At 56.5% G+C, this 23,818-nt stretch carries 25 protein-coding genes and 1 pseudogene; 8 read left to right on the top strand and 18 right to left on the bottom strand.

Annotation, left to right across the window (positions count from 1 at the left end; translation table 11 throughout):
• Window positions 1–135, top strand: a pseudogene (locus H6F75_RS28265) (photosystem II q(b) protein); the annotation flags it as partial.
• Window positions 136–309: 174 nt separating this feature from the next.
• Here the strand turns inward: H6F75_RS28265 and H6F75_RS21515 are convergent.
• Entirely contained in the window at window positions 310–825 is a 516-nt protein-coding gene (locus H6F75_RS21515) for a DUF1499 domain-containing protein (protein WP_190754499.1), read from the bottom strand.
• A gap of 196 nt (window positions 826–1,021) precedes the next feature.
• Between H6F75_RS21515 and H6F75_RS21520 the strand changes: the two genes are divergently transcribed.
• Complete coding sequence (locus H6F75_RS21520) at window positions 1,022–1,903, top strand: hypothetical protein (protein WP_190754500.1); 882 nt, start codon at window positions 1,022–1,024, stop codon at window positions 1,901–1,903.
• Window positions 1,904–2,029: 126 nt separating this feature from the next.
• On the opposite strand, the gene H6F75_RS21525 is transcribed toward H6F75_RS21520, so the two are convergent.
• Window positions 2,030–2,185 (bottom strand): hypothetical protein, encoded by a 156-nt coding sequence (locus tag H6F75_RS21525; RefSeq protein WP_190754501.1) that lies wholly within the window; start codon window positions 2,183–2,185, stop codon window positions 2,030–2,032.
• A gap of 540 nt (window positions 2,186–2,725) precedes the next feature.
• On the opposite strand from H6F75_RS21525, the gene H6F75_RS21530 reads away from it, so the two are divergent.
• Window positions 2,726–4,117 carry an NCS2 family permease gene (locus H6F75_RS21530; RefSeq protein ID WP_190754502.1) on the top strand — a complete coding sequence of 464 codons (1,392 nt, stop codon included), beginning with the start codon at window positions 2,726–2,728 and terminating at the stop codon, window positions 4,115–4,117.
• Window positions 4,118–4,166: 49 nt separating this feature from the next.
• Here the strand turns inward: H6F75_RS21530 and H6F75_RS21535 are convergent, their stop codons facing one another.
• Window positions 4,167–4,559, bottom strand: coding sequence for a hypothetical protein (locus H6F75_RS21535; RefSeq protein ID WP_190754503.1), 393 nt, complete (start codon window positions 4,557–4,559; stop codon window positions 4,167–4,169).
• 32 nt (window positions 4,560–4,591) lie between these two features.
• Window positions 4,592–6,058, bottom strand: a complete 1,467-nt coding sequence (locus H6F75_RS21540) for a site-2 protease family protein (protein WP_190754504.1) — start codon at window positions 6,056–6,058, stop codon at window positions 4,592–4,594.
• 143 nt (window positions 6,059–6,201) lie between these two features.
• Here H6F75_RS21540 and H6F75_RS21545 point away from each other — a divergent pair, with 143 nt between their 5' ends.
• Both H6F75_RS21545 and ispG read left to right on the top strand, forming a co-directional pair.
• Window positions 6,202–6,906 carry an MBL fold metallo-hydrolase gene (locus H6F75_RS21545; protein ID WP_190754505.1) on the top strand — a complete coding sequence of 235 codons (705 nt, stop codon included), beginning with the start codon at window positions 6,202–6,204 and terminating at the stop codon, window positions 6,904–6,906.
• Window positions 6,907–7,083: 177 nt separating this feature from the next.
• Window positions 7,084–8,322, top strand: coding sequence for a (E)-4-hydroxy-3-methylbut-2-enyl-diphosphate synthase (gene ispG / locus H6F75_RS21550; protein WP_190754506.1), 1,239 nt, complete (start codon window positions 7,084–7,086; stop codon window positions 8,320–8,322).
• 70 nt (window positions 8,323–8,392) lie between these two features.
• On the opposite strand, the gene H6F75_RS21555 is transcribed toward ispG, so the two are convergent.
• Together H6F75_RS21555 and ureE are read right to left on the bottom strand one after the other, a co-directional pair.
• The gene (locus H6F75_RS21555) at window positions 8,393–9,106 is read right to left on the bottom strand and encodes an urease accessory UreF family protein (RefSeq protein WP_190754507.1); all 714 of its coding nucleotides are present in this window, start codon (window positions 9,104–9,106) and stop codon (window positions 8,393–8,395) included.
• Window positions 9,093–9,563 carry an urease accessory protein UreE gene (gene ureE, locus H6F75_RS21560; RefSeq protein ID WP_190754508.1) on the bottom strand — a complete coding sequence of 157 codons (471 nt, stop codon included), beginning with the start codon at window positions 9,561–9,563 and terminating at the stop codon, window positions 9,093–9,095. The genes H6F75_RS21555 and ureE overlap by 14 nt, the downstream gene beginning before the upstream one ends.
• 164 nt (window positions 9,564–9,727) lie before the next feature.
• Here ureE and H6F75_RS21565 point away from each other — a divergent pair, with 164 nt between their 5' ends.
• Complete coding sequence (locus H6F75_RS21565; RefSeq protein ID WP_190754509.1) at window positions 9,728–11,080, top strand: hemolysin family protein; 1,353 nt, start codon at window positions 9,728–9,730, stop codon at window positions 11,078–11,080.
• Between the two features lie 35 nt (window positions 11,081–11,115).
• On the opposite strand, the gene H6F75_RS21570 is transcribed toward H6F75_RS21565, so the two are convergent.
• The 10 genes from H6F75_RS21570 to petB form a co-directional block, all read right to left on the bottom strand.
• Window positions 11,116–11,514 (bottom strand): DUF1622 domain-containing protein, encoded by a 399-nt coding sequence (locus H6F75_RS21570; RefSeq protein ID WP_190754510.1) that lies wholly within the window; start codon window positions 11,512–11,514, stop codon window positions 11,116–11,118.
• An 8-nt stretch (window positions 11,515–11,522) separates the two neighbouring features.
• The gene (locus tag H6F75_RS21575; protein WP_190754511.1) at window positions 11,523–12,314 is read right to left on the bottom strand and encodes a peroxiredoxin-like family protein; all 792 of its coding nucleotides are present in this window, start codon (window positions 12,312–12,314) and stop codon (window positions 11,523–11,525) included.
• Between the two features lie 87 nt (window positions 12,315–12,401).
• Window positions 12,402–13,292, bottom strand: a complete 891-nt coding sequence (locus H6F75_RS21580) for a M23 family metallopeptidase (protein WP_190754512.1) — start codon at window positions 13,290–13,292, stop codon at window positions 12,402–12,404.
• A 114-nt stretch (window positions 13,293–13,406) separates the two neighbouring features.
• On the bottom strand, window positions 13,407–13,604 hold the full coding sequence (locus H6F75_RS21585) for a hypothetical protein (RefSeq protein WP_190517140.1): 198 nt from the start codon (window positions 13,602–13,604) through the stop codon (window positions 13,407–13,409).
• Between the two features lie 84 nt (window positions 13,605–13,688).
• Window positions 13,689–14,258: a peptide deformylase gene (def, locus tag H6F75_RS21590; RefSeq protein ID WP_190754513.1), complete on the bottom strand. Its 570-nt coding sequence runs from the start codon at window positions 14,256–14,258 to the stop codon at window positions 13,689–13,691.
• Between the two features lie 235 nt (window positions 14,259–14,493).
• Complete coding sequence (locus H6F75_RS21595; RefSeq protein WP_190754514.1) at window positions 14,494–14,889, bottom strand: hypothetical protein; 396 nt, start codon at window positions 14,887–14,889, stop codon at window positions 14,494–14,496.
• Window positions 14,890–14,975: 86 nt separating this feature from the next.
• Window positions 14,976–16,187 carry a glycosyltransferase gene (locus tag H6F75_RS21600; RefSeq protein ID WP_242020262.1) on the bottom strand — a complete coding sequence of 404 codons (1,212 nt, stop codon included), beginning with the start codon at window positions 16,185–16,187 and terminating at the stop codon, window positions 14,976–14,978.
• Between the two features lie 84 nt (window positions 16,188–16,271).
• On the bottom strand, window positions 16,272–16,730 hold the full coding sequence (locus H6F75_RS21605) for an anti-sigma regulatory factor (protein WP_073608530.1): 459 nt from the start codon (window positions 16,728–16,730) through the stop codon (window positions 16,272–16,274).
• Between the two features lie 132 nt (window positions 16,731–16,862).
• A complete protein-coding gene (gene petD, locus H6F75_RS21610) occupies window positions 16,863–17,345 on the bottom strand; it encodes a cytochrome b6-f complex subunit IV (RefSeq protein ID WP_190754516.1) in 483 nt (160 codons plus the stop codon).
• Window positions 17,346–17,498: 153 nt separating this feature from the next.
• Complete coding sequence (petB, locus tag H6F75_RS21615) at window positions 17,499–18,167, bottom strand: cytochrome b6 (RefSeq protein ID WP_073608531.1); 669 nt, start codon at window positions 18,165–18,167, stop codon at window positions 17,499–17,501.
• A gap of 468 nt (window positions 18,168–18,635) precedes the next feature.
• On the opposite strand from petB, the gene ctpA reads away from it, so the two are divergent.
• Window positions 18,636–19,877: a carboxyl-terminal processing protease CtpA gene (gene ctpA / locus H6F75_RS21620; RefSeq protein ID WP_190754517.1), complete on the top strand. Its 1,242-nt coding sequence runs from the start codon at window positions 18,636–18,638 to the stop codon at window positions 19,875–19,877.
• Window positions 19,867–21,180 carry an HD domain-containing protein gene (locus H6F75_RS21625; RefSeq protein WP_190754518.1) on the top strand — a complete coding sequence of 438 codons (1,314 nt, stop codon included), beginning with the start codon at window positions 19,867–19,869 and terminating at the stop codon, window positions 21,178–21,180. Before ctpA ends, H6F75_RS21625 begins: the two co-directional genes overlap by 11 nt.
• Window positions 21,181–21,201: 21 nt before the next feature.
• Here H6F75_RS21625 and H6F75_RS21630 read toward each other — a convergent pair whose 3' ends face one another.
• Window positions 21,202–22,278 (bottom strand): hypothetical protein, encoded by a 1,077-nt coding sequence (locus H6F75_RS21630; protein WP_242020264.1) that lies wholly within the window; start codon window positions 22,276–22,278, stop codon window positions 21,202–21,204.
• A 202-nt stretch (window positions 22,279–22,480) separates the two neighbouring features.
• Window positions 22,481–23,272, bottom strand: coding sequence for a DUF1206 domain-containing protein (locus H6F75_RS21635; protein ID WP_190754519.1), 792 nt, complete (start codon window positions 23,270–23,272; stop codon window positions 22,481–22,483).
• Window positions 23,273–23,818 lie beyond the last annotated feature (546 nt).

Raw genomic sequence — 23,818 nt, forward strand, 5'->3', positions numbered from 1 at the left:
CAGGGTCGTGTGATTGGCACCTGGGCGGATGTGATCAACCGGGCGAACCTGGGTATGGAAGTGATGCACGAGCGCAATGCTCACAACTTCCCCCTCGACTTGGCGACGGCTGAAGCGCCTGAGATCATCGGCTAGTCGCAAGTGACTACCCCGCTGATTGATTGAGCAAAGAGCGCTCCTCGAAAGAGGGGCGCTTTTTGCATGCTTACAATAGAGACATCAAAAAAGGGGTCACAGCTCCAAGGAACTGCTACCCCAGACGAACTAGGCTAGACAAAAACACCTAGTACTTTGCCCTGATATGACTGGCTAAACACCTAAGTCCAGCAAGGCGAAGCGGACCTGCTCCAACCGCCGTCTATTCACCCCTAAATCGGATTCTCCTAGTCGGGCTGCTGCTCGAACGTGAATAACGGGCTCACCCTCCGGCAAGTAGAACTCAGTATCGTCTACAAACCCTATAAGGCGGCTGATGGACTTGACTCGGATGTAGTTCTCTTGCTGAGTCACAATCTCAGTACGTGGCACAACTCCTAGCACTTTAGTCAGTAGCTCACGAGCTTTCTCCCGGCTGCCTGTATAGGTAATCGGCGCAATTGTGTGGTCTTGGTCAGCACCTTGGCTAACGACACAATTAGGCGTTGACGGGCAGGGAAACAGCTTGCCATCCTGAATCCCGAGTTCGGGCGTCTTTCCTGCAAATACTTTTGATAAGCCAGGAATCGCACCTAGAGATTGAGGGGCAGGCGCTGTGATCGCAAAAGCTGAGCAAGTTGGGAAGGCCCACAACGCGATCGCCAAAAGGCAGGCAAGGATTGAAGACATAGGAGTTCATCAAAGTACAACCTCACCATAGGCTAATCAGGCGCGGAGAAGGCAGGTAGTGTGCTGGCTGGGAGGACATTTGCTCGGGGCCATCGCAGAAGTCGCAAAATAACCCTTGAGGGTAATAGGCTGGTTGCCTTGAGTTTGCCATCATGGGTCTACATTCCTCATCTTTCACCGCTGAATTTCCGCTACTATGACCCAAAAAATAGCGATCGCTGTTATCCACGGCATTGGGCAAGCTCGACCAGAGTTTGCAAATCCACAGCACCCTAATTTCCTAAGCGGTATTGTTCCACGCCTTCAAAAGGAGTTTTCTCGTGAGTTGAAGGATTACACTAGTTCTGCGGAAGGCGAACTGGTTTTTGAGCCAGTTTATTGGGCTGATGTAGTGCAGCAGCCGCAAAACAAGCTGTACAACAAACTTGGCATTAATAAGTTTAGCCAAGTTTTTGGCTTGCGTGAATTTGTTTTTCACTCGTTAGCTGACAGTATCGCCTATCAACCAACATCTCCAATCGACGCATCGAATATCTACGAAGAAGTGCATCAAATTTTTGCTCAGTCTTTAGGTAGGTTAGCTGATAGAGCAGGAAACAATGCTCCTTTATGCATTATTGCTCACAGTATGGGTGCGGCGGTGGCGAGCAACTATATCTGGGATGCCCAAGAGGATAGATTTCCTTCTCCTGCTAGGGATAACCCTTTAGAACGAGGACAGACTTTTTCTTCGTTTTACACATTTGGCAGTCAGATTCCATTTTGGTCAATGCGATTTAACGAATTTGGAGAGCCAATTCAAGTTCCATCTCCAAAACTATCTATGCACTATCCCAAAGCCAATGGAAAATGGATAAATTTCTTTAGTCGTAATGACCTGTTAGGTTATCCAATTAAAGGTATTAATGAGCTTTACGACAAAGCGGTGTTAGACGAGCGGGAAGTTCAGGTTGGCAACTTGTTAACGCGGTGGAATCCTCTGTGTCATAACGAGTACTGGAAAAGTAGGGTTGTAGTCCAACCTATTGCGAGTTCTTTAGCGAATCTCTGGAGACAAATCAATCTCGAGCCCTCTTGACCTACCCAGCTGGAATCGGGTGTCCGCAAGGTCTGTAGGTTCGAATCCTACCCTCTCCTATCGTGGCTTTATGTCTCATCTTTGGTCATTTGCTGCCCCTGCCCCAGTGCTAGGGGCAGTTGTTGTCTACTGCCGCCAGTCATCGTTGAGCCAGGTGCGGGGAATACCTGGGAAGCCCGCGAGCACCCAACCTAATATGAGGGAAAGCACCATGGCCACTGCAATACTGTCCCACTCACCGTAGTAGTTAGGGGCCATGGCCCAAAGGTCGAAGGCATCCATGCTCTAATACCAAAAGCAACCGACCTATAGTGCCCAAAACGCAGCTCCCACGAGCTGATGATGCTAAGGGGGTCAAGGCTTTCGCACCTATGCCAATGGCGATCGCTCCTAGAAGCCCAGGGTATTTGGGGCGGCGTGAATGTCCGTAGCCTTTGGGCCTGGCTACATTTAGCTATCATCAGTAGCAATCGCCATGGTTTAGCCTCTAAAGGCAGCTTTGTTTACCCTAGAACCCCCTATCTATGCCCGATGATGTTGGCCCTTTTCTTTTGGGCGTTGCCCTACTAGTGCTGTACCTGGGTTGGTCAGCGGCTACAGAAATGGGCACTCGCTGGCCCTGGCGAAAGTAATGATGCCTCGCTCAAAACTGCCCAGCGTCCAGCTTTGAGCACGAAGCTTGGGAACGCGACTGCACAAAAAACAGAGATTGTAGCTTTGATAGCAGATCCAATGGGGTAGATATCGTGGACTAGGGCTGAGTCTATTGGCTTTGTGGGTCTATATTGGCCAGTTGCCTATCCACTTAGAAGGAGATCTACCGTGACCCTACCCACTGAACAACGGCCCCAAGCACCGCCAAATTTGGCGCCGGGAAACAAAGTTGCTGAGTTTTTTGATTTTGCGGGCCATCGCACCAACTTTCGCACCGAATCGCTGGCGGGGTTAACCACCTTCGTCACGATGGCCTACATCTTGATTGTGAACCCAGCCATTTTGTCGAACGCGATCTTTCTCGACGAGTCGGGCGACTTGTTTGGAGAACTGGTAATGGCCACGGGCCTCTCTGCGGCGCTGGCCACGCTGGTGATGGCGCTTTACGCTAAGCTGCCCTTTGCCCTAGCGCCTGGGATGGGCATCAACGCTTACTTTGCCTTTACAGTGGTGCTGGGCCTAGGGATTGACTGGCAGGTTGCCCTGGCGGCGGTGCTGATTGAGGGGGTTATCTTTATCCTCATGACCATTTCCAACGTGCGCAGCAAGATCGTAGAGGCCATTCCCGACGCAGTGAAGCACGCCACTACGGCGGGAATCGGTCTGTTTATTGCCTACATTGCCCTAAAGGGTGCGGGCATTATTGTGCCGTCGGAGGCGACGTTGACGGCCTTGGGCAATCTGCGATCGCCTCAAACGGCCATGGCTCTCCTTGGTCTGGCTATCACCGCAGCCCTGTTTGCCCGTCGGGTCGCCGGGGCACTGCTGTGGGGCATTTTGGGTACCTCGGTGCTGGCATGGATCTTTGGGGTGTCGCCCTGGCCAACGGGGCTGATGGCGGTGCCCCCGGCCCCGGTCGATCTATTTGGTCAGGCCTTTGTGGGGCTAGGGGAACTGTTCCGCATCAACTTTTGGCAGATGGTGAGCATTGTCTTTGTGTTCCTGTTTGTAGATTTGTTTGACACCGTTGGCACATTAACTGGGTTGGGCTCTAAGGCTGGCTACATCGATAGTGAGGGCCATTTCCCTGGGGTCGAAAAGGCGTTTATGGCGGATGCCATTGGTACCACTGCCGGAGCCGTGTTGGGCACCTCAACGGTGACCACCTACATTGAGTCGGCCTCGGGCATTTCTGAAGGAGGGCGCAGCGGCTTTACGGCTCTGGTGGTCGCGGCCCTGTTTTTGGCGTCGGTGCTATTTATTCCTCTATTGCAGGGCATTCCGGCCTTTGCCACCGCTCCAGCACTGATTATTGTGGGAGTACTAATGATGTCGGCGGCCAAGAATATCGACTGGGATGAGCCCGCCGATGCGATCGCAGCCTTTTTGACCATCATCATGATGCCCCTGGCCTTCTCTATTGCTGAAGGTCTGGCAATGGGGCTGATTGCCTATCCGCTGATCAAAGCCTTCCAGGGCAAAACCTCGCAGACCACCCTCGGCATGTGGATTTTGGCCGCCATCTTCGTGCTGCGGTACATCTTTGTGGCGGGGGGCTAGGGATAGATTCCAAGTTCTTACGGTACTAAGGGCGCACGGTTGTGCGCCCCTACTTTAGGGCGTCGAAGGTGTCGCCCAGGGCGGCGGTCAGGGTTTGGCGAGTCTGGGCGTGGGCCGCTTGCTCAGCCTGCAATTTTTGGGTGAGGTCTTGGCACTGTTGCACCAATCCATCGAGCCGCTCCTGCAACCCCTGCAAGGAGTTGACAGTAGACAAATCTTTTTCCAGCACAGCTCCTGGGTCGGCATCGAGGCGCTGCTGCAGGATCTCGATCTGGGTCTGAAACTCTGCGGCCTCTTCGCGCCGTTGACGGGCTTCGGTTTCGTAGAGACGACGCCAGTTAGCGGCGCTGTTGTAGGCCTGGTCGCGCTCTTTTTGGGTGTCGGCTAGCTGCCGCTGGAGGGTACGCACCTCCGTAATCCACTGAGTCAGGTCTTGGGACATGGCGGTTACCAGAACAACAGGCAGCCCTGGGGCTAATACAGCAGTCGGGTAAGAATGCCCGGCGCTGGCAGCACAATCATAACCAACAGTGTCAAGGCCACCAGCCCCAGCATGTCGCGGCGGTCATCTAGCTCGCTGACATCGTTGAGGGCGGGCTGGTCTGCCGCTGGAATAAAGAACAGCAGAATCGCCCAGATCATTAGCTCCGGGTGCACCAGGGCCAGACCAAACACCAGCAGCCGAGCCACCTGGCCCACAATGCTGCCAATCCGCTGGCCGTACATGGCGTGGACGATGTGGCCACCGTCGAGCTGACCCACGGGCATGAGGTTGAGGGCAGTGACTACCAGACCCAAGCAGCCCGCGATCGCGATCGGGTGCAGGTGAATCGCCTCGTCAGCTGCCACCGCTGACCCCAGTACCAGCTTCGAGAGCAGGGTCAGCATCAGGGACGCCTTGGGGTCTAGGGCCTCAAAATTTAGCAGGCTAGAGCCGGTTTCGGGAATGGGCACGATGGTGGACTGGCTAAGCCCCCACAGCAGCAGCGGCACCGCTACTACCAGCCCCGACAAAGGTCCAGCGATGCCCACATCAAATAGAGCACGGCGGTTGGGCACCGGCGACTTCATCTGAATGAACGCTCCCAGGGTGCCCAAGAAAAACGGCACCGGAATGAAGTAGGGCAGCGTGACCCGCATTTTGTAGCGGCGGGCGGCCAGGTAGTGGCCCATCTCGTGACAGCCGAGAATGACCAGCAGCCCCAGAGCGTAGGGTAAGCCCTGCAAGATTAGCGCGGGCGTGGCCTGGAGCTGTTCTTCAGTGACGCCCGCCAGGTAGGTGCCCACGGCGGTGGTGGTAAACAGGGTAACGAGCAGCAGGCCCAGAGCCAGACCTGGGCGGGTCAGGGTTTGGTTGCTGCGATCGCCCTTCTCCACTTGAGGGTTGGGCACCAGAGCAAACACCGGTTTGCCCTGAAGGCCTTCCTGAAAGAGGACTAGGAAGCGATCGCCAAAGTGGCGGCGAATATTCTCCCGCACAGTGTCGTAGGCCACGGTGGGCGTAGACCGCAGTTGTCCTCGGCAAATCATTGCCTGAGGGCGATACTCAATATTTTGCAGATAATACACTGACCAAGGGAAGCAGCCCTGAAGCATCGCTTCTTCGTCTTTATCAATAGGGCGCGGAACGGACTTGGGTGGTGCCAGTGGCTTAGCATCAGCGGCGGCGCTCTCGGCCTCAGCCGCTTTAGGTAGAGCAATGCGCCCTTTTTCAATCAGCGCCCAGTAGAGAATCGGGCAGGCAATAAACAGACCCAGCAGTAGGGCCGTGGGGGCGGGTTTTTCGCTGCCGTTGACCAGCACCCAAGCGGTCAAAACAAACGCTGGCATCATCATCACCAGCCACAGCAGCCACACGGGAGTACGAGTGATGCGGCTAACGCTGCGCTGAAGCAGCACATAGGTCAGCAGACCAAGAACTATAAGCCAGAAAAACACCATCGAGGAGCCAGTGGAGTGCAACGATCGAATCTAGAATCACCGTTTTTAGGCGGCTGACCCAACAAAATTAGCCCAGGCGACGGGGGCGCGATTCAGCTAGTATAGGCGTCTCAACGGTTTTTCTCACCCCTTAACCCGCCTTCATGACAGCAGCTTCAGCACCGGTTTCATCCTCCAGCCCCAAAGCTCCGCGCCCGGTGTTTGACACCGTCTATGCTTTCGCTCCCAACCGCGACACCCAGGGAGCTACTGCTTACTTCATTGTAAACAACACAGCGGAAGGGCGGCCCGCCAATCTGCTGATTGATGCCCCAGCCTGGGATGAGGAAAATCGGGCCTGGCTGGCGGCTCAGGGTGGAGTGCAACAGCTATTTATAACCCACCGGGGCAGCCTTGGTCGGGCCGTCGCGATTCAAAAAGCCCTGGGCTGCGAGGTGGTGATTCAAGAGCAGGAGGCCTACCTGCTGCCCGATACCCATACCACTACGTTTCACCACAGCTTTGAATTTAGCCCTGAGCTAGAGGCCTTTTGGACGCCGGGCCACTCGCCGGGGTCGGCCTGCCTCTACTACCGCGCCTACGGCGGCGTGCTGTTTACCGGGCGGCACCTGCTGCCCAGCCGAACGGGTGAGCCTGAGCCGCTGCGTCTGTCTAAAACTTTTCACTGGCCCCGCCAGCTCAAGCACGTGGAGGCGCTGAAAACTCGCTTTTCGAGGGAAACGCTGGCCCACATCTGTCCGGGAGCCAGCACAGGCTTCTTGCGCGGGCAGCGCACCATCGATCGCGCCTACGAACGGCTTCAGGCGATCGACATTGAGACCTATCGAGGGGTGCAGCCGCTGCTTTGATCTCAAAGCAGCAAGCAGCACATTTCTCTACAATTTTGGGGCCGTTTTTGCCGCTCTAGCATCCCCTAGCGGCCATTCTGTGGCACTCTGGGAGGTGGATGTGCGAGGGTCAGCACCGGCCCAGATAATCGCCTCAACTCTCTACAACTAAGCACCGGCAACCATTGAGCCCAGGCTATGCAAACGCTTCCCAATCCCGTCTCTCAGGTTTCTGCTAACGCCTTTGATCCCTTCGACACCACCATTCACCGCCGCAAAACCCGCCCGGTGCCCGTGGGCAGTATCACCATTGGCGGTGGCCACCCGGTGGTGGTGCAGTCGATGATCAACGAAGACACCCTGGATATCAAAGGATCTGCGGCCGCCATTCGCCGCCTGCACGAAATCGGCTGCGAAATTGTGCGGGTGACGGTGCCCAGCATGGCCCATGCCAAGGCCCTGGCCGACATCCGCAAGATTCTCGAAGACACCTATCAGCCCGTGCCTCTGGTGGCTGACGTGCACCACAACGGCATGAAGATCGCCCTCGAAGTGGCCAAGCATGTGGACAAGGTGCGCATTAACCCCGGCCTCTACGTGTTCGAAAAACCCCAGGCGGGCCGCACCGACTACTCTCAGACCGAATTTGAAGACATTGGCATCAAGATTCGCGAAACCCTAGAGCCCCTGGTGGTCTCCCTACGCGATCAGGGCAAGTCGATGCGCATCGGCGTCAACCACGGGTCGCTGGCCGAGCGCATGCTGTTTACCTACGGCGACACCCCTGAGGGCATGGTGGAGAGCGCCCTGGAGTTTATCCGCATCTGCGAGTCCCTTGACTTCCGCAACCTGGTAATTTCGCTCAAGGCATCGCGGGTGCCGGTAATGGTGGCCGCCTACCGGCTGATGTGCCACCGCATGGACGAGCTGGGTATGGACTACCCGCTGCACCTGGGCGTCACCGAAGCGGGCGATGGCGAGTATGGACGGATCAAGTCCACCGCTGGCATTGGCACCCTGCTGGCCCAAGGTATTGGCGATACTATTCGCGTCTCGCTGACGGAAGCGCCGGAGAAGGAAATTCCCGTCTGCTACAGCATTTTGCAGGCGCTGGGGCTGCGCAAAACCATGGTGGAGTATGTGGCCTGCCCCTCCTGTGGTCGCACCCTGTTTAACCTTGAAGACGTGCTCCACGAGGTGCGTGAGGCCACCAAGCACCTCACCGGATTAGACATTGCGGTGATGGGCTGCATCGTCAACGGGCCGGGTGAAATGGCCGATGCCGACTATGGCTACGTGGGCAAAACCCCCGGCTATATTTCGCTGTATCGGGGCCGCGACGAGATTAAGAAGGTGCCGGAGGATCAGGGCGTGGCGGAGCTGATCAACTTGATCAAGGCCGATGGGCGCTGGGTAGAGCCGGAGGCCAAGGTTTAGGGGGGTAAAGGTTTAGGTTCAGGGGTTCAGGTGAGACATTGAGCTTTGGCCTCTGCCCCTGAAACTGCTTCTAACTCCGGAACAGGCGCGTGTAAAGGACTTCGTGCTGCATGGTGGCCAGCGATGTGCCCCAGCTGCTGAGGGAGAGTTGGTCTAGAGCCTGGGTGGCGATCGCGCGATCGCCTGCCGCCTCCAGCACGGGGTACAGCTCCAGCAGCATCTCCTGCCCCACGGTTTGCCCAAGGGGAATCAGCTTGACGGCACTGGTCACCAGGTTGGCAGCCCAGCTGTGCAGGTAACCCAGCACCGCCGACGAGGCATCAATGTCCCACCGGGCGGCCACCAGGGCAAAGGCCACGGCGAAGTTGCAGGGGCTGCCCGCCGCACTAAACCAGGGCTTGAGATCAGGGTGTAGGTGGGTGCCCATGCGCACTAGGGCGCGACCCATATCCCAGCTCTGCTGGCGGGTTTCTTCACTGTCGCGCAGGGCCGAGAGCTGGTGATTGAGCTGGGCGATCGCCTCAGCCACAGAGAACTCCGGTTGAGCCCCCAAACTAGCTTGAGCGGCAGCGCTGTGCACTAGTCCCACAGCGGCACCGTCAAGAACGACTAGGCCGTAGGTCAACTCTTGGGTAAGCCAGTGCAGCATGTCGTTAGAGGTTGCAATCACCCCCTGCTCGACTAGGGTTTCTAGCCCTTCAGAATAGCTGTAGGCCCCTACAGGCAAAGCTGGGCTGGTGAGCTGTAGCAGCCGCAGCAGGGCCTGAGGCTTAGTTGTGGTCATGGCTGTGGCCGTAGGGGCTAGGGGCGGCAGTGCGATAGGCCCCAGCCTCAGGCTCAAAGGGCAGGGTGGCGGGGGTGAGTTCTAAGTTACCCAGCTGTTGCAGCATGGCTTCGAGTACGGGGTCGGGCTCTAGTTTGAGGCTGTCTAGGGCTAGCTCTAACGAGACGTGGCGGTTGCCCAGGTGGTAGGCGGCCCGCATCAGGTCAAAGCTGGAGGGGGCCTTGACCACTACCACTGGCTCTGGCTTAGCCACAATGCGAATCACTGTCTCAGCGTCGCCCCCCAGCAGATCGCCCCCGCGCAGTACGGTGCCGCGCGGCAGGTTGAGGTAGACGGCAGTGCCATCGTCTGCAACAAAGCGGTGGCGCGACTTGGCGCGATCGCTGGCGGTCAGCGATAGGGTGGCTACCACAGGGGCAGCCCTATCGGGGGGCAGTATACGATTGACAGTTAGCAAAACAGCTCAGAGATAGGATAGGGAGCCAGCAACTAAATCGTTTTACCACAGCAGGCGGATATGCCGTTCAATACAGGGTAGTAAACCTGTTATAGATGTCATACGGTTTTGTGGTTTAGGCTAGCTCACTGTTGTCTTTCCTTTTTCGTCGTTAACCTCCCCCTATGTCCGATATTGCCCTCAAAAGTGTGCTCATTTTTCTGCTGATTGTGGCCAATGGGGTATTTTCAGGGTCAGAAATTGCCCTGGTGTCGGCTCGCAAGGCTCGCTTAGAACACCAGGCTCGGCGAGGTAACGCCAAGGCACGGCTGGCCCTCAGGCTGGCCAATAACCCCAACGACTTTCTATCGACCGCGCAGATTGGCATTACGCTGATTGGCATTCTCAGCGGTGCCCTGGGGGGAGCCACAGTGGCCGACAGCCTAAGTCAAATCCTCGATCGGGTGCCCGTCCTCGCTCCCTACAGCGATGTGCTTGGTTTGGCAATTGTGGTAGGACTCATTACTTACCTATCGCTGGTGGTGGGCGAACTGGTGCCCAAGCGCATTGCCCTCAGCTATCCCGAAGCCATTGCCTGCCAGGTGGCTGGCCCTATGAAGAGTCTGTCTCGACTGGCAACTCCTTTTGTAGTGCTGCTGGGCATGTCCACCAGCTTTCTTGTCAATCTCATGGGGCTTAAGGAACGCCCTGATGCCGCTATCACTGAAGAAGAACTGCGCCTGCTGATCGACCAGGGCACCGAGGCTGGCACCTTTGAGGTAGCTGAGCAAGAAATGATGGGGCGGGTGCTGCAACTGGGCGATCGCCCGATTCGCTCGATCATGACCCCCCGCACCGACATTGAATGGTTGGATGTAGACGCCTCCTTTGCCGAACACAGCGAGCTGGTCATGCAGAGCGCCCACTCTCACTTTCCGGTATGCAAGAACAGCATTGACGACTGCGTGGGGGTGGTGTCGCTTAAGGCCCTGTTGCCTAACTACCGCAGTCAAAACACTGAGCCGACGACGCTGCTCAGCCTGGTGCAACCGCCCCTGTTTGTGGCCGAGAGCACCTATGTGCTCAAGGTGCTAGAGCTGTTTAAAGCCTCGGGTACCCACTTTGCCATGGTGCTTGACGAGTATGGCGGCGTTGAGGGGCTAGTCACTCTTAACGACGTAGTAGAGGCGATTGTGGGCGACTTGCCCTCCCTAGAAGATGCCGAGGACCCCATGATGACCCAGCGGGATGATGGCTCCTGGCTGCTCGACGGGCTGCTGCCGGTGGAGGACCTGAAAGACCTGCTCAACCGCGAAGAACTGAGTGAAGACGAAGACAACTACCACACCCTGGCGGGCTTTATCATTCGGCACATGGGCCGCATTCCCAATGCAGGTGACTTTTTTGAGTGGGAAGGGCTGCGGTTTGAAGTCGTCGACATGGATGGCCGCCGAGTGGATAAGGTGCTGCTGCAAAATTTGCCGCCGCGATCGGAGCTGACGTCGTCCTTCGGGGAAAATGAGGACATGGCGAGATAAGCTAACGAGCTATTCGCGCTGCTCCAATACTTGACTCACCGGCCTTTGATGGCGTCTTTGTCTAACGTCTTCTGCTCTTTTACCAGGGCTAGCTCAGAGGCCATTTCTCGATCTAGAAAATAGTTGAGAAACGTGCGAATCACGGCAATGACCCCCAGTTTGATCAAGTCTTGGGTGGTGGGTGCCACGGTGGTCGCTAAAATATCGGCCCCCAGCTGAAACTCTAGGGCCAAAGCCAGCCAAGTGCCAAACCGCAGCCGCACTTGGTTAAACGGAAACTCTTTTCCCCGGCGATGGCGATTGAGGGTGAAGGCTAGGCGAGCAGTTTCAAATAGTCCCGCTACCACGCACAGCACCGAGATTGCCTCTAGGCAAAAGGTGACGACTAAGACGATGTCTTCGAGCAGCGTTTCTATAGATTCAAGCCATGCCATAGCCGCCCTCAAGCCTGGGTATCAGCAGGTACTTGATCGTTCAGAAAGGTGAGGGGATTAGCCATAGTCTCGGCAAAGCCAAGAATGCCGCGATCGCGATGCTCATACAGCAAGTTCCCCTGTCCGTCAAACAAAAAGGTGCCGCCGCGCTGGGTCAGGTAAGCAGCGTTGGGCACGTAGGTGCTCCAGTTACTTAGCACTTCGGTCATGTTGCGCAGGCGTAGAGTGGCCAGTTCTATGGGTCGCTGAAAGCCACTTCCTCCAACGATGGCAAAGGCTTTGCCGGTTAGCGGTGGCAGTGGTCCGGCTTTGACCACTTCGTCGTCACCGATGAGTTGAGGGGCGCGGCGATCGCCTGTATAGCCCCGCAGCACCTCCCTCAGTGTCCCTGGACTGGCAATACCCGCGCACATCAGCATCAAATTCAGCCAAGCGGCTGGCCCAGGCGGCAAGCCCGGTGGATTGAGGGTCAGCCCCCGATATAGGCCTAGCTCGCGGTGCAGAGCGGCGGTTTCATCGACGAACAGAGATGCGGCAGGGAAGCCGGTATAGGCGCAGAATTTTTGGCCAGAGGCGCGATCGCCGATGCCCACTGCCCGCACGGCGATCCCTCGCTGGTGCAGGGTGTCGGCCTCTCGCTGCAACCACCAGGCGTACTCCAGGCTGTCGAAGTCGCCTAGCTGGGGCCACACCAGCACCAAAATCTGGGCTGACCCTTCACAGCCGTTCAGCAGTGCCACCGTCTCACCGTCGCTCACCCGCTGCCGCTGGGTTTGGGCCAAGATCTCGTAGATGCTCATCGGATTGTTCCTGAGGCGATCGTTTGAAAACTCCGGTTCGGGTGGTGGGCAGTGCCCACCCTACGGCGGCATATTCACCTACCGGCTCTACTCAAAGCCGCGATCGCGCCAGGGAGTTGGATCTACACACACCCCGTGGACATACAGCCCCCAGTGCAAGTGTGGCCCTGTGGATGCTCCGGTGCTGCCTACGGCCCCAACCACCTGCCCCGGCTGCACCATAGCCCCTTCGTTGACGTCGATGCGGCTGAGGTGAATCATGATGCTGAGCACCCCCTGACCGTGGTCGATGCCGACGGTGTTGCCGTGCAGCTCGAACCCGTCAGAAACACGCCCTACCAGGGCAACTCGTCCGGCGGCAGGAGCCATCACTGGCGAGCCAGTGGGAGAAGCGTAGTCGAGGCCCCGGTGGTAGTAGTCTTGGGCAAAGACGCCGTTGTAGTAGCGGCGCACGCCGTACTGGGTGCTGGTGCGGCCTTCGTTAGGGCGCACCAGCGGCCCATTCCAGTAGCGCTCGGGGCTGACAATGTTCTTAAATGCCGCAACCCGATCGAACTCGTGCTGGGTACCTAGGTCGCTCTGACTAGGCGACAGGGTAATGCGCTGAGTGGGGAATTCGCGGTTTTTAAGCCCCACCGCCAGGTTGCGGGTCTCTTCTGTGCCAATTACCCGAATCACCATGCGACCAGGAGGATTCAGCGGGCTAGTGGGCACCAGCGCTCGAAATCGGTTACCGCTGATGGGAAAAGTAGGGTATTCAAGGCTGTCGTTGACCGTCACCTTAGGGGGCGTCGTGGCGGCCGGATCTCTAGGGATGACAATGACAGAAATGGTGTCGCCCAACTCTGGAGCCGTGGGGTTGAGCACAACCTCGTAAGCCTGGGCCGGGCGGCTCAGCAGCACGGCTATAGAGCCCGCAGCAGTGGCCGCCAGCAGCGATCGCCGGGTCAGCAAAGGGGTGTCTCGGTTCGGCTCCATAGCTCCGTCCTCTCTCAATGGTTTCTATAGTAGACGCTGCTGGGAGAGGAAGGATGCCAAAAATCAGCGGAACTGTCCAGAACAGACGGCCCGAACCATCCTTCTATCGCTGAATTACTCTTGGTTAGCTTTGGCGTCTTTGACAGCCGCGTAAAACAAAACCCCCACCAGCGGCACACAAAGACCGAGGATGACGGTGGTAGGCACTGTGCCCCAGTCGGGGCTACCGGAGGATAGCTCAAAGATAGAGCCCACTGCAGCGATCGCAGCAACGCAGGAACCAGCCAACAACAGGCCACTCTTGGGGGTCACAGGGTTTCTCCTAAACAGCTAAGGGGGCCAATTTCCTGGCCCTAACGAGGCAGCATACCACGGCCCTACAGCGCCCTAACGCAACTAATGGGCTGTGATTGGCTGCACGTCTTTGGCGTAAAAGCCGTTCTTTTTTAGCTCTTGGTTGAGGGCCAGGGCGTTGTCTACCCGATCCACAAACAGCACCCCAGCCAGGTGATCCATCTCGTGGAGAATGCAGCGGGCCAGCAGCTCACTGGCCTGGAGTTTTTTGGGGCGACCGTTCTCGTCTTTGTAGGAAACTTCGAGCGCCGCAGGGCGCACTACGTCAAGGTAAACGCCAGGAATACTGAGACAGCCCTCTTGCCCGGTAGCGATGTCCTTAGAAACTTTGACGATTTGGGGATTGATGAGCACCAAGGGCTGGTTTGCAGCGTTTTCAGGGTCGATATCAACGACTAGTAGCTGCTTGTTAACCGCCACCTGGGGAGCCGCCAGACCAATGCCATCGGCACTGTACATGGTTTGCAGCATTTCCTTCACCAGGGCACGAATTTCATCATCGACCTTGGCCACCCGTTTGGCGGGCTGACGCAGCACGCGATCGCCCAGGGTGTGAATTTCCAAAGGCGGCTGCTTGAGCTTGGTTTTTTCAACTTGAATGGCGGCGGGCATAGGGATGGGGTCCAGGGTGATCTAGGATTATGTATCTATCCTAACAACACAGACTCACTTCGACATAGCGGTTAACCGCCGCCGGGTATTAGTCTACTAAGACAAAGGTGATGGGTGAGTGGGGGTATTAAGGTGCAGGGTACAAGGTCTTGGGTGTGTGACTTGCCTTAAACCCGATACCCTAGACCTTAAACCTCCAAGGGTTGGAGCCTGTCGCCATCACCCTGATCAAGTACTAGTCTCCCTCGGGCAAGACGGGCTTTGCCTCAACGGTGACATCCACCGCGGTGATGTCAATGGTGCCTTCTTCGGCCACCCGCGAGAACCCATCCAGCTCAGCATGTAGAGGAGTGCCGCAGTTGAGGCAGCTCGTCTCAGCACCCTTGATCCCGGTCAGATTGGTGGCACACACCGGGCAGGCACCCTGCACCAGGTTACGCCGCAGCCAAAACCGCAGCCCAATGAACCCCAGCACTGGGGCCGCCAGCAGCAGCACTACCAGCACGGCTAGCGATTTCACCAGCCAGCCTAGGCCCACCGCTCCCAGCAACCAAACCACCCCAATCAGGGTGAGCCAGCAGCCCAGGCCCGAAAAGTTGACTTGAACTTGTTTAGAGCGATTTGAGTTCACAGGGGCATTCTCCGCACGGCACAGGCAGGGGATTAGACCGATTGGCTAGGCCCTAGCCTTAACTCTGTATTCTAGCGCTGCGGCTACTACGCTACTAAATAGCGGGCGATCGCTCGCTCCAGGTGACTGGCCAGAGCTGGGGTACCAAAGGCAGCCAAAGCCTCCTGCCGCAGCCACGCCCCCTGGCAACGAGGGTCGCGGCCGGCCAGCATCTCGATACAGGCGGCAGCTACTGCATCGGGGTTGCGGTGGGGCACTCGCCAGCCGAGCCGCCCGTCTTGCAGGGGGTCGGCGGAGCCATCCTGGTCGCCGGAGAGCACTGGCAAACCGCAGGCCATTGCCTCCAGATAGACAATGCCAAAGCCTTCCTGAGAGGGCATGACGTAGGCGTCGGCCAAGCGGTAGTGGGCGACCAGAGCTTCGGTGGGCACAAACCCGGCAAACACAACGCGACCGCTCACCCCCAGCTCCTCAGCCAAAGCCACCAGTCGGGGCTGGTCATCGCCCCGGCCAATCACCAGATATTTCACTGTGGGCTCAGCGGCGGCAATGGCGGGCAGCGCCCGAATCGTCACATCCACGCCCTTGTAAATATCCCCCGACCACAGGCGGGCCACGGTCATCAGTACCCGGCAGTTGGCCAAACCGTAGGCATCTACCAGCGCCGGGTCAGCGGGGCCAGGGCTGAAGCGATCGCCATCTACCGCACAGGGAACCATGAACACCCTAGCCGGGTCTAGACCATTGGCAGTGCAGGCGCGATCGCGGCTGTAGCGGCTGTTGGCCCAAATCCAGTCGGCCTGGCGCAGCGCCATCTGCTCTCGCTTAGGCAACGGTTCCCACGCTTCCTTACCGTAAATCATCACGGTGTAGGGCAGCCTCAGCCAGCGGCAGAGAGTCGAGACCAGCGGCAGCAGCAGCACGTGGCCACAGACTACCTGGCGCGGTCGCTGGATGATCAAATGCTGTAGCAGTGCTGTCACCAACTTGGCTCGCCCTAGGGCTGGCGACGCCGATGCCAGGTAGTGAAATCGTAGGGGGGAGCGATCGTAGGGGTTGTGGCAATCTGGCCCATCCCGCAGCAAAAAAACATCGGCGGGGGCAGGACTAGGCTGCTCCAGGTAAGCCGTCAAAACATCCTTAACGTAGGACTGAATACCGCCCTCCCAAGAGAAAACTTGAAGGAAGACAAATACCAAAGCCCCCTGTTTCCCTGAGTTAGAAACCGTAGCAATTTCAGTAAGCCCGTCTTCAGTGGACCCCTGAACCATGGGCTGATCAGTAGCGGAAGAACCCATAGCAGACAGCACAACAACAGCCAAGTCTCCCTAGGCTACCCAAAACGCTGCCCCTGGCAGCGGCAAACGATTTTCTAAGGTGGCTTAGTAGGTAGGGAAAGTGCCGTACTTGACGATAGACAGACAATTGCGCCCATCCTTAGACCGATGGTAGGTGACCTTGTCGGCCAAGCGGCGCAGCAAAAACCAGCCGTAGCCGCTCTCTAGCAGTTCGCCGGGCTGGGGTTCGGGCAGTAGCTCTGGATTGAAGGGGTCGCCATGGTCCCAAATGCGAATTTCAACGCAGTCAGCGGCTAAAGAAAGGTCGATGTCAATGTCGGTGTCGGCGGGCAGGTGAGCGTGGGCGTGGCGCACCGCGTTGGTAAAGCCTTCGGTGAGGGCCAGGGCGAGGCGATCGCAGTGGTTACTCACCCATGCTGACTCCCCCTCTAGCGATCGACAGGTATCGTGAAACCAACGCTGCACCTGGGCCACTACATCCAGCTTGCTAGCCACTTGCAAATGCTCTTGTCTGGGTTCTTGTCTGGTGCCCACCCGTGCCATAGCCACTCCTGTATCAACGCCTACCAGAGTTCCTTAAACGTAGCTTAGCGAAAGAGTACACCCCCAGCAAAAAGACCTGCGTAAAACGATACAGTTCTACGCAGGTCTTGCACGATGGCTAGAGCTAGCCGTCTAGAACAGGCCTAGGGTCAGCGACTCTTGAATGGGGAAGGTCGCCCCAATGCCTAACCATAGGGTTGCCGCAGTTCCCAACAGAAACAGCGTGGTGGCCAAAGGACGGCGGAAGGGGTTTTGGAACTTGTTGACGCTCTCGATAAAGGGGATCAGCATCAGTCCCAGGGGAATGGCGGTCATCGCGCCAATACCCAGCAGCTTGCTAGGTACAATCCGCAGAATCTGGAAGGTGGGGTATAGATACCACTCAGGCAGAATTTCTAGGGGGGTGGCAAAGGGGTCAGCGGGCTCACCTACCAGGGCAGGGTCTAGCACAGCCAGCCCAACACAGCAGGCAATGGTGCCCAAAATCACCACGGGGAAGATGTAGAGCAGGTCGTTGGGCCAGGCGGGTTCGCCGTAGTAGTTGTGGCCCATGCCCTGCTTGAGCAAGTCTCTTAACTTAGGATCGCTTAGATCCGGTTTTTTAATGGTCGCCATTGAAAAAACTTCTCCTGTTACAGCCAGTTGGGCCAGGCCCAAAGTCTAAACTATTCATTCAGGGCAATCGGTGTAGCCGAAACCAAACGTCATGCCCTCAAAACATTTGCCCAGGAGCCTGCCTCAGCAACGGCTCCACTCGTCTCTTAGACCCTAGAGAGGGCCAGAAATACCCTGCTTGCGAATCATCAGGAAGTGCAGCAGCATGAACACCGCGATCGCCCAGGGCAGCACGAAGGTATGCAGGCTGTAGAAGCGGGTCAGCGTCGATTGCCCAACGGCTTCACCGCCGCGCATCAGCTCAACCACAGTAGAGCCCACCACAGGAATGGCACCGGGCACCCCAGACACAATCTTCACCGCCCAATAGCCCACCTGATCCCAGGGAAGGGAGTAGCCGGTGACGCCAAAGGTAACTGTGATGACGGCCAGCACCACGCCGGTTACCCAGGTCAGCTCGCGGGGCTTCTTAAAACCGCCGGTGAGGTACACCCGAAACACGTGGAGAATCATCATCAGCACCATCATGCTGGCGGACCAGCGGTGGATGGACCGAATCAGCCAACCGAAGTTGACGTCGGTCATCAGGTACTGCACAGAACTGAATGCTTCAGTGACCGTGGGTTTGTAGTAAAAGGTCATCGCAAACCCAGTGGCAAACTGGATCAGGAAGCAGGTCAGGGTAATGCCACCCAGGCAATAGAAAATATTGACGTGGGGCGGCACATACTTGCTAGAGATGTCATCGGCCAGGGCCTGAATCTCTAGCCGCTCGTTAAACCATTGGAAGGCCTTAGAGTCGGTAACTTGCTTAGTAAACATGAAGCGGGTAACTCTATATATTCAATAATTGCCGTCAATGAAAAATGTAACATAGCCGTAATGGCAACGCTAAATTCTCTGCCTTAAATTCTAAGGCCTAGGGCGCTTCCTGCCATCCCCGGAATAAGCAACTAGGGCAAAAGGCTCACCCCAGGCCCACGCCAGCTCTGGAAGATAAATTAGACTCCTGTCATAATTTCGCAATATTCCGTTACATCGCCTCAGTGGTGACGTAGAGCCAGCTAAACAACTGCTCCCTACGAAGTTCGACGAACCCGGTGAGGAAACGCTATCTCTGCCGGTTAGGCGCAATCAGTAAAAAAATGATCAGAATAAACTAATGTGAAGCGCTGACTGAATGGCTAGGGATATCGTCGATCCTTAACCCAGGCTCTCTATGAGCTAGAAACGCCGGTCAACACCACAGTCCGTTCATCTGCAATCCATTGCCTGCCTCTGCCTGCGTTTATGATTAAACCCCTATTGCGTCTTTCTATTCTTAGCCTTTGCCTGATGGGGCTAGTGGTCGGCGGGGTGTCAGCAGGCCCTGCCTTTGCCCTCACCGAGGAGCAGAATTTGGTGGCAGAGGTGTGGCGCATTGTGAACCGAGCTTACGTAGACGACACCTTCAACCACCAAAACTGGTGGTTTACTCGCCAGCGAGCCCTCGATCGCGCCCTAGCCAGTCGAGACGATACCTACCAGGCCATTCAAGATATGCTGGCTGGGCTAGAAGACCCCTACACTCGGCTGCTGCCCCCCGAGCAGTACCGCAGTTTGCAAACCAGCACCGCTGGAGCGTTGACTGGAGTAGGGCTGCAAATTTCTAAGGATGAGCAACCTGGCTGGCTGCGAGTGATTGCCCCCATTGAAGGGTCTCCGGCGGAGCAGGCGGGCATTCAACCTCAGGATGTGGTACTGGAGATCGATGGTGTGGCCACCACAGAGCTGACGCTGGACGAGGCCGCCGCTCGGATGCGGGGTCAGCGTGGCACCACCGTTACCCTGCAACTGCGCCACCCCGATGAGACCACGGCTCGTCAGGTTTCTCTGACCCGCGATGTGATTACCCTCAACCCCGTGGTAGCGGCGCTTAAGACAACGCCAGCGGGCCAGCAGGTGGGCTACCTGCGGCTCAGTCAGTTCAACGGCAATGCGTCTGAGAAGGTAGCCGCCGCGATTCGAACCTTGGCCGAGCAAGGGGCTGAGGGTTATCTGCTCGATTTGCGCAATAACCCCGGTGGGCTATTGCAGGCCGGCATCGAAATTGCTCGGCTATGGTTGCCCCAGGGCACGATTGTCTACACAGTCAACCGTCAGGGCATCTTAGACAGCTTCGAGGCGTTTGGCCAAGCGATTACCGATGCCCCCTTGGTGGTGCTGGTCAATGAGGGCACTGCCAGCGCCAGCGAAATTTTGGCTGGGGCGCTGCAGGACAATGGCCGGGCTACTTTAGTGGGCAGCACCACCTTTGGCAAAGGGCTGATTCAGTCGCTGTTTGACCTATCAGACGGGGCGGGGCTGGCGGTGACTGTGGCTAAATACGAAACCCCAGACCACCACGACATCAACAAACTGGGTATTCAGCCCGATCGCATCGTCGCCAGCGTGCCCCTCAACCGCGACACCGTAGCTACCGACGCCGATCCCCAGTACCAGGCCGCGCTAGAAATGCTAAGTCAAGCCACGGTCCTAGCCAGTGCGTCCTAAATCCTTACCCCAGGAAGGGCCACTTAAGGCTAGCCGCTCGTACCACGACCCGCTCCACGGCGCGATTACGCTGCACGCTAGCGATCCTGATGAGGCGCTGCTGACCCAGCTGATCGATACCCCAGCGTTTCAACGGCTGCGGCGGATTCGCCAGCTTGGCCCGGCCAGCCTCACCTTCCACGGGGCCGAAAGCTCGCGCTTTACCCATTCCCTGGGGGTGATGGCGATCGCCCGTCGTGCCTTTGACCAGATCCAGCGCCGCTACCCTGATCTGGCTCCCTACCGGGCCACGGTGCTGGTGGCGGCTCTGCTCCACGACATTGGCCACGGCCCCTTTAGCCACACCGCCGAGGAGGTGTTTGGCCTTCAGCACGAGCAGTGGACTCGGCGCATCATTCGCGAGCTGCCGGAGATTCACGATGCCCTAGAGGCACACTCGGAGGGACTGGCGGCGGCGGTGGACCAGGTTTACACCCACGAGCATCCGATCGCGCTGGTGTGGCAGCTGGTGTCGAGTCAGTTGGATTGCGATCGCCTCGACTACCTGCTGCGCGATAGCTACTTCACTGGGGCCAGCTACGGTCAGCTCGATCTCGATCGCATTCTCATGGCCCTGCGGTTTGAGTCCCAGAGCGGTCGTCTAGTGGTGGCCCACAAGGGCTTATCTGCGATCGAGCACTACCTGGTGGTGCGCCACTTTATGTATGTGCAGGTATACAACCACCCCAAAAATATCTCCGTCACCTGGCTACTAGAGCGGGCCTTTGAGCGGGCCAGAGCCGATTTGCTCGTTGGCAAGCTAGAGGCCGATCCGACGGTGACCGCCTGGCTGCTCACTCCCGATCGGCCTTTGTCTTTAGAGACTTACCTGGCCGGGGACGATATTGTGTTTACGTATCACCTCCAACGGTGGCGGCACAGCCCCGACCCGCTGCTAGCTGACCTGTGCCGCCGCTACCTCGATCGCGACCTGCTCAAGACGTTGGAGATCACCCGGCTCTCGACAGAGCAGCAGCATGACTTGCTCCACACCCTGCGCACCCATTTAGAGCAGCAGGGTTACAGCGGCGAAAACTACAGCGGCCTGCGCCGCAGTTGGAGCCGAGGGTACACCACCTACAACGAAGGCATTTGCTTACACAGCGACAACGTGTTTACAGACATCAAAGATATTTCGCCCCTGGTGCAGGCCCTTAGCCAGCCCTATGAACGCACCTGGCTACTCTACCCGCGCGAGATTCTTCCCTGGCTGCGCCAAACTTGGGCTGCCTACAATTCTGGAGCAGTTTCAAAGGCGGAATAGCTATTTCCTGAATGTCGTTTTCTAGAGGTTGTTGCTATCAATTCTCGCAGGATTTTGTGGTGGCAAAGGTGGTATTAGTTCAACCAAAGCCAACAGCGTCAAACTCAAAGGCCACAGAAAATACTGTAGAAATAGCACTGAGTTGAAATAAAGAAATACCATCATTACCACAGCGCAGGAAGCCAAGATAGTAATCCTTTCTTTCCAAAAGCTTAAATAAACAAGACCCATCAACAACAACATCAGCAGCTTGGCCTTCAGGCCCACTAGCCAAGGCAAGCTCTGAGAGAAAATCACATCCAGGGAAGGCGCACCTTCAATGTGTGAACTTCCCGCGCGAGTGGCCGAAAAAAGAATGGATTTCAAAAATCCTTCCCCGTCCCAAAGTAGAAACGGCAGCGAAGTTAAAACTGGAACACTTAAAATAATTAAAAGGCCCAGGCCCACCTCTTGAATTCGCTTACCTTTAGTGCTATTTCTCCAAATATAAACCAGGTAAAGAGGCAGCAGAAAGATCGCAATCTGTTTGATCCCTAGGGAAATGCTAAAGGACAGTAATGACAGCCTTGGTTTTTCTGTTAAGAGAACTAAAGAGAGCAATAAGAAAAAGACGGCTGCGAATTCAAGGTGGTGAACCCTTGTGATGTAGACGCTCCAACGGCCCAGTAGGAGAACGGCGGAGGCAGCAAAGCCGAGCAGCCACAGACCTCGCGCATAGAAATATTTCAGTGCTAAGGCGACTATGCCCAGGTGAAACGCAAACGAAAGAGGTCGCCACAGATAGAGCCAGTCTAAAAATTCCGGAAACCCAAGCTTTTGGACTAATGCGGAGAAGAGATAGGCTAAGGGAAAGTAGGTGGCGTATTTGTCGTTATCCCTCATGTCGCTGGCCAAAACTCTGGCGTAGGGATTTTCTCCAGCAATAATTCTCTTGCCTTCTAGCCAAATGTAGTAAATATCTTGGCCCATCAAATCGGCGGCGGGTATAAACCAAAAGCTAATGTGCGTGAGCAGACCCGCAACTATTAACAGCAGGAGCGCCAGCCAATACCGCTTATTCCATCCGCGTCGCCGTAGCATAGCTAATTGCTTACCCATAGGCGTATTTGTATATCGACCTTTTCGGTCGATGCTTCTAGCTTTTCTAAAAGATTTTATCGCTCAACATCGTGCAGTAAAGTCAACTCAGGCAATGTGCTGTGGTGACAGTTCATAGCATTGTTTGTCAGGGCATATCTACAGCGATCGCCAGCAAGCTTCCGCAGAGTTGAAGATTGATGATATCCACAATTCGCAGAGATTAGTTCCTCTTAATCCTAGCGGGAGGGTTGAACGTCGGAAACTGGCGATAACAGGCTGCAATCAGCATATAGACGGCGTAGGCCAAAAAGCCAAATGCGATCGCGCCCAGCCAATATTCGCCTAAAAATTCTTCGTCTAGCTCGTCGAACACATTGCCAAGCCCACCAGCAGACTTATCGTCAACCAGATAGGCGGCTTTGATCAGGTATGCCCCAATTAAAACGAAACCAACCCCGCGAGCCGTGATGCCAACTTTGCCGATGACTATGGCCCATCGCCGGATGGGGCGAGAGAGGTCTCGATGAAAGTCATTGATGTAGCCACCGGAAACTGCCCCGTAAATATAGAGGCAACCCACCGCTATGACCCCAAGACCAACGCCCAAAAGCATCCAGGGCCCCACTTCTCGCTCAAACAGAACGGAGGCCAAATCCTCTATCGTGTCGTCAAAATCGACAGCTAAGTTGAGGGCCAGTTTAGCAGCGCTCTGAGCAACGCCTAGATAGGTTAGACCACTGACAACATAGCCGCAGCGCTGTAGCACCTGGCGGACGCTCAACGCTTCTGCCTCACCCGGGTTGATACTCGCCTGTATCAGACGCCACAGGGCGTATCCGAAAAGACCAAACGACAGTAGCCCAAGTATCGCGCTGCCTAGAGGCCAACGCTCTAGATCAGCAAGCACCGCCTCGCTACCCGATACTATTGGCCGGTCGTGAACAATATCGCTGAGGGCGAACAGACCGATCAAGCCATAGAACGCACCTTTAGTGCCATGGCCCAGACGCATATACCACCGCACCCAAGACCGTCTGAAAATCTTTGAGAGCTGCCGTTGTGCTAAACGAACCAAGCCCTGTAAAAGCTTTAGTATCAGCTTGACATTACCCATTGAAGCGCTGTGCCAGCCAAGCCATATCAGTCTGTGAGCTGATCAAATTAGTCTCTCTACTCAAATGGACTTCAGAATCAAGTCTATCTACCTAGCTGCAAACTTGAGCCTTTGCCGCTAGCTTTATTTGTTGCAGCGACAAAAGTAGCGATCGCAAGCCGGTCCCTAAGAGGACTCAAACTAGATGCCATTGCCTTGGACACACCTTAGGCAGCTTCCTCAAGAGCATCTCTAGGGATGTCAGACGAGGTTGAGACAATTGGGTTATCTCAGCTAATGGTCAGCCAGGCCAAATATGACAGGTGAGTAGGACTCAGAGTTACGGGTTCCAACCGGCCCTGAACCGTACACCTCAAACCCTCAGCCGCTAGGGATTGTCACAGCCAACCTAGTCAATATTGACCTGTAACCTGTTTCCGCCAGCCCGTCGGGTACACGCCACAT

It is taken from the genome of Nodosilinea sp. FACHB-131, from assembly GCF_014695395.1.
Lineage (GTDB): Bacteria > Cyanobacteriota > Cyanobacteriia > Phormidesmidales > Phormidesmidaceae > Nodosilinea.

Coding starts and splice junctions, on each gene's coding strand:
- H6F75_RS21635 (WP_190754519.1), bottom strand. CDS start 23,272: ATGCGTCTGGGCCATGGCACTAAAGGTGCGTTCTATGGCTTGATCGGT.
- ctpA (WP_190754517.1), top strand. CDS start 18,636: ATGATTAAACCCCTATTGCGTCTTTCTATTCTTAGCCTTTGCCTGATG.
- H6F75_RS21545 (WP_190754505.1), top strand. CDS start 6,202: ATGACAGCAGCTTCAGCACCGGTTTCATCCTCCAGCCCCAAAGCTCCG.
- H6F75_RS21525 (WP_190754501.1), bottom strand. CDS start 2,185: ATGGATGCCTTCGACCTTTGGGCCATGGCCCCTAACTACTACGGTGAG.
- H6F75_RS21555 (WP_190754507.1), bottom strand. CDS start 9,106: ATGACCACAACTAAGCCTCAGGCCCTGCTGCGGCTGCTACAGCTCACC.
- def (WP_190754513.1), bottom strand. CDS start 14,258: ATGCCCGCCGCCATTCAAGTTGAAAAAACCAAGCTCAAGCAGCCGCCT.
- H6F75_RS21535 (WP_190754503.1), bottom strand. CDS start 4,559: ATGTCCCAAGACCTGACTCAGTGGATTACGGAGGTGCGTACCCTCCAG.
- H6F75_RS21630 (WP_242020264.1), bottom strand. CDS start 22,278: ATGGGTAAGCAATTAGCTATGCTACGGCGACGCGGATGGAATAAGCGG.
- petB (WP_073608531.1), bottom strand. CDS start 18,167: ATGTTTACTAAGCAAGTTACCGACTCTAAGGCCTTCCAATGGTTTAAC.
- H6F75_RS21600 (WP_242020262.1), bottom strand. CDS start 16,187: ATGGGTTCTTCCGCTACTGATCAGCCCATGGTTCAGGGGTCCACTGAA.
- H6F75_RS21520 (WP_190754500.1), top strand. CDS start 1,022: ATGACCCAAAAAATAGCGATCGCTGTTATCCACGGCATTGGGCAAGCT.
- petD (WP_190754516.1), bottom strand. CDS start 17,345: ATGGCGACCATTAAAAAACCGGATCTAAGCGATCCTAAGTTAAGAGAC.
- H6F75_RS21580 (WP_190754512.1), bottom strand. CDS start 13,292: ATGGAGCCGAACCGAGACACCCCTTTGCTGACCCGGCGATCGCTGCTG.
- H6F75_RS21515 (WP_190754499.1), bottom strand. CDS start 825: ATGTCTTCAATCCTTGCCTGCCTTTTGGCGATCGCGTTGTGGGCCTTC.
- H6F75_RS21575 (WP_190754511.1), bottom strand. CDS start 12,314: ATGAGCATCTACGAGATCTTGGCCCAAACCCAGCGGCAGCGGGTGAGC.
- H6F75_RS21565 (WP_190754509.1), top strand. CDS start 9,728: ATGTCCGATATTGCCCTCAAAAGTGTGCTCATTTTTCTGCTGATTGTG.
- ispG (WP_190754506.1), top strand. CDS start 7,084: ATGCAAACGCTTCCCAATCCCGTCTCTCAGGTTTCTGCTAACGCCTTT.
- H6F75_RS21570 (WP_190754510.1), bottom strand. CDS start 11,514: ATGGCATGGCTTGAATCTATAGAAACGCTGCTCGAAGACATCGTCTTA.
- H6F75_RS21605 (WP_073608530.1), bottom strand. CDS start 16,730: ATGGCACGGGTGGGCACCAGACAAGAACCCAGACAAGAGCATTTGCAA.
- H6F75_RS21540 (WP_190754504.1), bottom strand. CDS start 6,058: ATGGTGTTTTTCTGGCTTATAGTTCTTGGTCTGCTGACCTATGTGCTG.